A 5,926-nucleotide genomic window follows, 5' to 3' on the forward strand; every position below is an offset into this window, starting at 1 on the left:
TCCAGAGTCCCGCCGCAGCGCCAGTCTGGATTGCTTCGCTTCGCTCGCAATGACGGATTGGCGGCCATCACGGGCTAATCCGATGAGCCTCTATTGTCTGCAGCACCGCCGCACAATGCCCAGCGATCGTCAGTTCCTCATTCGTTGGAATGATGAACACCTCAACGGCGCTATCGTCAGCGTTGATGCGTTCGCGCGCGTCCTCGTTCGCCGCGGCATCGATCCGTACGCCGAGCCAGGCGAGGCGTTCGCCGATCGCGCTGCGGATCTTCTTCGCATGCTCGCCGATGCCGCCGGTGAAGATCAGGCAATCGAGCCCGGCAAGCGTGGTCGCCATCATCGCGATCTCCTGCGCCGACCGGAAAACGAACAGATCGACCGCCTCCCGCGCCGCGGCCGCGCTGCTCGCGAGCAGCGTGCGCATGTCCGCGGAGATGCCGGAGACGCCGAGCAGGCCCGACTCGAGATAGAGCAGGTGCTGGATGGCCTCGACCGACATGTGCTCGTGCTGTTGCAGATAGAGCAGCACGCCGGGATCGATGGCGCCGCAGCGCGTGCCCATCACGAGGCCGTCGAGCGGTGTCAGTCCCATCGTGGTGTCGACGCTGCGGCCATCGCGCAGCGCGCACAGGCTCGCACCATTGCCGAGGTGCGCGATGACGGTGCGCTTTGCGACGAGCTGCGGCGCGATTGCCGCGAGTCGCCCCGCGACATATTCGAAGGAGAGGCCGTGAAACCCGCAGCGCCGGACGCCGCGCTCCTCATAGCGTCTCGGAATCGCGAAGCGGCCCGCGGGCGGCGGCAAGCCGTGGTGGAAGGCGGTGTCGAAGCACGCGATCTGCGTCAGATCGGGGCGGATCGCCTGCATGGTGCGGACCGGCTCGAGGCACCGCGGCTGGTGCAGCGGGGCCAGCGGCGTCAGCGCCGCCAGCTTGGCATAGACGTCGTCCGTCAGTTCGACCGGGCCGGAGTAATCCCGACCGCCGTGGACGATGCGGTGACCGATGGCGCGCAAGCGGTGCTCGCCAAAACGCTCGTCGATGAACGTCAGCACATCGGCGAACAGATGACCGCTGTCCGCATCCGCGGCGTCCCTCCGCGTCTCGAACAGAGTTTCGCCCGTCGGCCCCTTCACCACGAGCCGGGGCGTTGCCTCGTGCTCGTCGAGCAAGCCGTTGCAGAGCAGGTCGGGGCCTGACGCCGCCAGCTCGAACAGGCCGAACTTGATGCTCGATGATCCCGAGTTGAGCACAAGGACAGTGTCCGACATGGCTTCAGTCGCCGGCTTTGGCCGGCGTGTTGCCGCCGGCGCTGTTCGGCCAGACCCAATCGCGGACCTCAGGCATGTCCTCGCCATGCTCGCGGACATAGCGGGAGTGTTCGATCAGCTTGTCGCGGAACTGTTGCTTGACCTGCGCAGCCCTGGTCGCAAGCCCGGGGACGCGCTCGATCGCCTCGATCGCGAGATGGTAGCGGTCGAGCTCGTTGAGCACGACCATGTCGAACGGCGTCGTCGTGGTGCCTTCCTCGGCAAATCCGCGCACATGCATGCCGCCATGGTTGGTGCGGTTATAGGTCAGCCGGTGAATGAGATAAGGATAGCCGTGATAGGCGAAGATCACCGGCTTGTCTGATGTGAACAGGCTGTCGAAGTCGCGGTCGGACAGACCGTGCGGATGCTGCTCCTTCGGCTGCAGCGTCATGAGGTCGACGACGTTGACGACGCGGATCTTCAAGTCAGGCAGCGCCTTGCGCAAGAGGTCGACGGCCGCGAGCGTCTCCAGCGTCGGCACGTCGCCGGCGCAGGCCATCACCACGTCGGGCTCTGCGTTTGCGTCCTCCGTGCCCGCCCAGATCCAGATGCCGATGCCGGCATCGCAATGCGTGGCCGCCTCCTGCATCGACAGCCATTGCGGCGCCGGCTGCTTGCCGGCGACGATCACATTGATGCGGTTGTAGGTGCGCAGGCAATGATCGGCGATCCACAGCAGCGTGTTGGTATCAGGCGGGAAATAGATCCGGACGATATCGGCCTTCTTGTTGGCGACGAGATCGACGAAACCAGGGTCCTGATGGCTGAAGCCGTTATGGTCCTGGCGCCAGACGTGCGAGGTCAGGAGATAGTTGAGCGAAGCGATCGGGCGCCGCCACGGCAGATCGCGCGTCACCTTCAGCCATTTGGCGTGCTGGTTGAACATGGAATCGACGATGTGGATGAAGGCCTCATAGCAGGAGAACAAGCCGTGCCGGCCGGTGAGCAGGTAGCCTTCGAGCCAGCCCTGGCAGAGATGCTCGCTCAATACCTCCATCACGCGGCCGTCTTGCGCGAGATGCACGTCGTAAGATTCGGTTGGCTCCATCCAGACGCGTTCGGTGGCCTCGAACACCGCATCGAGCCGGTTTGATGCCGTCTCGTCCGGGCCCACGATGCGGAAGTTGCGCGCATCGGCATTGAGGCGGATGACGTCGCGCAGGAATTTGCCGAGCTCGCGTGTGGCTTCCGCCACGACGCCGCCGGGCTGTGGCACCTCGACCGCGAAGCCGCGGAAGTCCGGCAGCTTCAGCTCTTTCTTCAACAGCCCGCCATTGGCATGCGGATTGGCGCCCATCCGCCGCTGGCCTTCGGGCGCCAGCGCCTGAAGCTCGGGAATGAGCGCGCCACCGGCGTCGAACAGCTTGTCCGGCTCATAGCTGCGCATCCAGTCTTCGAGCACCTTCAAATGCGCCGGGTTCTCGCGGCAGCTCGCAACGGGGACCTGATGCGCGCGCCAAAAACCCTCGACCTTCTTGCCGTCGACCTCCTTCGGGCCGGTCCAGCCCTTGGGGCTGCGCAGCACGATCATCGGCCAGCGCGGTCGCTCGACGTTTCTGCGCCCGTCGCGGGCGTGCTGCTGGATCGAGCGGATGCTGGCGAGCGCGACGTCGAGCGCATCCGCCATGGCCTGGTGCATCAATTTGGGATCGTCGCCCGCGACGAACAGCGGCTCGTGGCCGAGGCCGCGGAAGAGATCGCGGATCTCTTCGTCGCGCATCCGCCCGAGCACGGTCGGGTTGGCGATCTTGTAGCCGTTGAGATGCAGGATCGGCAGCACCGCGCCGTCATGGGCAGGGTTGAGGAACTTGTTGGAGTGCCAGGACGCCGCGAGCGGGCCGGTTTCGGCCTCGCCGTCGCCGACGACGCAGGCGACGATCAGGTCGGGATTGTCGAATGCCGCGCCATAGGCGTGCACCAGCGCATAGCCGAGCTCGCCGCCCTCGTGGATCGAGCCCGGCGTTTCCGGCGCCGCGTGGCTCGGAATGCCGCCGGGGAAGGAGAACTGCCTGAACAGCTTGCGCAATCCGTCCGCATCGCACGCGATGTCGGGATAGATCTCGCTGTAGCTGCCTTCCAGATAGGTGTTGGCGACCATGCCCGGGCCGCCATGGCCGGGGCCGCAGACGTAGATCACGTTGAGGTCAAGCGCACCGATGACGCGATTGAGATGGGCATAGATGAAGTTCAAACCGGGCGTCGTGCCCCAATGGCCGAGCAGGCGCGGCTTGATGTGCTCGGGCCGCAGCGGCTCGCGCAGCAGCGGATTGTCGAGGAGATAGATTTGCCCGACGGAGAGATAGTTGGCGGCACGCCAGTAGCGATCGAGGAGATCGAGTTCGCTGCTCGCCGCACGCAATTGTCGTTGATTTGTCATGTTCTTGCCGACCTTCACCCAGCGATCGTCACCAACATTGTTCCGGCGCGATTGATCCCTTCGCCATGAAACCGGATCGCCGCGGCGCCGGTGTTGCGTGAGGTCAAGGGCGCGCGCCCGAAGGTTGGGCAGCCTGTGCATGGGGTTGTTTTCGCGTTTTTTGTTCTTGTTCTTGATTTGTTCCGTTCGGATGCTATTTTGGCTGCATGAGTCGAGCATCTTCTCGTGCCCTCAAGCACCCGCCGGTCACGGCGCCCTCCGAGCCGGCGGGTGCGCCTTCTGATTTTCCTGCCGATTTTCCCGAGCTTGGCGTCGCCATCGACCGCGCGCGAAGGCGAGGGCGGGGCGCCCAGTCCAATGCCAGCGGCCGTTACGAGGCCGAGGCGCGCGTCGCCTTCGACGACGGCTGGCAGAGCCTGGAGGAGCTGCCGCCGTTCAAGACCACGGTTGCCGTCGACACCTCGCGCAAGGTGATCACCCGCAACGACTCCCCCGACATCGGCTTCGACCGCTCGATCAATCCCTATCGCGGCTGCGAGCACGGCTGCGTCTATTGCTTCGCGCGGCCGACCCACGCCTATCTCGGCCTGTCGCCCGGGCTCGACTTCGAGTCAAAACTGTTTGCCAAGCCCGAGGCGCCGGCGCTGCTGGAGAAGGAGCTCGCAGCAAGCGGCTACGAGCCGCGGATGATCGCGATCGGCACCAACACCGATCCCTATCAGCCGATTGAGCGCGAGCGAAAGATCATGCGCGGCATCCTCGAGGTGCTGGAGCGCACCGGCCATCCCGTCGGCATCGTTACCAAGTCGGCGCTGGTGGTGCGCGACATCGACATTCTCGCGCAGATGGCCAAGCGCAATCTCGCCAAGGTCGCGATCTCGGTCACCTCGCTCGATCCGAAGCTCGCGCGCACCATGGAGCCGCGCGCCGCGACGCCGCCGAAGCGGCTGGAGGCGCTCAAGCAGCTCTCGGAAGCCGGCATTCCGACCACGGTGATGGTCGCGCCCGTGATCCCTGCGCTGAACGATTCCGAGATCGAGCGCATCCTCGATGCCGCAGCCCATGCCGGCGTCAAGGAAGCCTCCTACGTGCTGCTGCGGCTGCCGCTCGAGGTGCGCGATCTGTTCCGCGAATGGCTGATGGCGAACTATCCGGACCGCTACCGCCACGTCTTCACGCTGATCCGCGACATGCGCGGCGGCCGCGACTACGATGCGAAATGGGGCGAGCGGATGAAGGGAACCGGCCCGATGGCCTGGACCATCGGCCGCCGCTTCGAGATCGCCTGCGACAGGCTCGGCCTCAACAAACGGCGCTCCAAGCTGACCACGGATCACTTCGCGCGACCGAAGCGGAACGGCGATCAGCTCAGCCTGTTCTGATCGGGAAGTGGACGAGGCGTAGCATGAGCGAGGAACTTACCGTGCCGGTGCCGCGGCTGACCGTCATCACGCTCGGCGTCAGCGACATCCGCGCCAGCATCGCCTTTTACGACGCGCTCGGTTTCTCGCGCCGGCTGAAGGCGACCGGCGAAGCGGTCGCCTTCTATGATACCGGTGGTCCGGTGCTTGCCTTGTATCCCTGGGATCAGCTCGCCGCCGACGCGGCGTTGCCGGACAATCCGAGGCCGTCGGCCTTTCGTGGGATGACGCTCGCCTGGAACTGCCGGACGCGCGCGGAGGTCGATGCGGTGCTGGCCTTCGCTGTCGACAAGGGTGCAAAGCTGTTGAAAGCGGCGCACGAGACCGATTACGGCGGCTATTCCGGCTATTTCACGGACCCCGACGGCCATCCCTGGGAGGTCGTGGTCGCGCCCGGCATCGATGTCGGTGACGATCGGCGGGTGCATCTGGGGGAGTAGAGGGCGACCTGAATAACGGGAATTATCTGGGGTTCCCAGTTGCGCTGGCGAAGTCCCTTGCGCACGATCCCGGCCATGATTCGGGACAAGTCCGCCAAGAAGCCGGCCAAAGACGCGCCAAAAAAGAACGGTGCGAAGAAGGCCGCGCCTGCCAAGGCCTCGGAAGCCAAGACGCCGGAAGCCAGGCCGTCGCAAGCCAAGCCGTCGCAAGCGAAGACGTCGGAAGCCAAGGCGTCGGAGCTTGAGGTTTTAGCCGGCAAGAGCGCCGGCCCGAAAGGCATCATCGCCGTGGCGCCGCCGAGCTTCCGCCGCGAGCGCGCGCTGATCAAGCGCGGCATCTGGCCGGTCGCAGGTTGCGACGAGGCCGGCCGCGGCC

The 5,926-nt window shown here is 65.5% G+C and carries 4 protein-coding genes and 1 pseudogene; 3 read left to right on the forward strand and 2 right to left on the reverse strand.

Features of this window, described 5'->3' with window-relative positions; translation table 11 throughout:
* Window positions 1-67: 67 nt before the first annotated feature.
* Window positions 68-1,270, reverse strand: a complete 1,203-nt coding sequence (locus tag CWO91_RS41265) for an acetate/propionate family kinase (protein ID WP_130221039.1) — start codon at window positions 1,268-1,270, stop codon at window positions 68-70.
* Window positions 1,271-1,274: 4 nt separating this feature from the next.
* Entirely contained in the window at window positions 1,275-3,689 is a 2,415-nt protein-coding gene (locus CWO91_RS41270) for a phosphoketolase family protein (protein ID WP_165406067.1), read from the reverse strand.
* Window positions 3,690-3,895: 206 nt separating this feature from the next.
* Here CWO91_RS41270 and CWO91_RS41275 point away from each other — a divergent pair, with 206 nt between their 5' ends.
* The 3 genes and pseudogenes from CWO91_RS41275 to CWO91_RS41285 form a co-directional block, all read left to right on the forward strand.
* Window positions 3,896-5,071: a PA0069 family radical SAM protein gene (locus tag CWO91_RS41275; protein ID WP_130221041.1), complete on the forward strand. Its 1,176-nt coding sequence runs from the start codon at window positions 3,896-3,898 to the stop codon at window positions 5,069-5,071.
* 23 nt (window positions 5,072-5,094) lie between these two features.
* Window positions 5,095-5,550, forward strand: a complete 456-nt coding sequence (locus tag CWO91_RS41280) for a VOC family protein (protein ID WP_130221042.1) — start codon at window positions 5,095-5,097, stop codon at window positions 5,548-5,550.
* Between the two features lie 75 nt (window positions 5,551-5,625).
* Window positions 5,626-5,926: pseudogene (locus CWO91_RS41285) on the forward strand (ribonuclease HII); the annotation flags it as partial.

This window comes from Bradyrhizobium genosp. SA-3 (assembly GCF_004212635.1).
Taxonomy (GTDB): Bacteria; Pseudomonadota; Alphaproteobacteria; order Rhizobiales; family Xanthobacteraceae; genus Bradyrhizobium.

Bases quoted from the DNA above. Each gene is read 5' to 3' on its own strand.
- CWO91_RS41275 (WP_130221041.1), top strand. From the start codon at position 3,896: ATGAGTCGAGCATCTTCTCGTGCCCTCAAGCACCCGCCGGTCACGGCG.
- CWO91_RS41265 (WP_130221039.1), bottom strand. From the start codon at position 1,270: ATGTCGGACACTGTCCTTGTGCTCAACTCGGGATCATCGAGCATCAAG.
- CWO91_RS41270 (WP_165406067.1), bottom strand. From the start codon at position 3,689: ATGACAAATCAACGACAATTGCGTGCGGCGAGCAGCGAACTCGATCTC.
- CWO91_RS41280 (WP_130221042.1), top strand. From the start codon at position 5,095: ATGAGCGAGGAACTTACCGTGCCGGTGCCGCGGCTGACCGTCATCACG.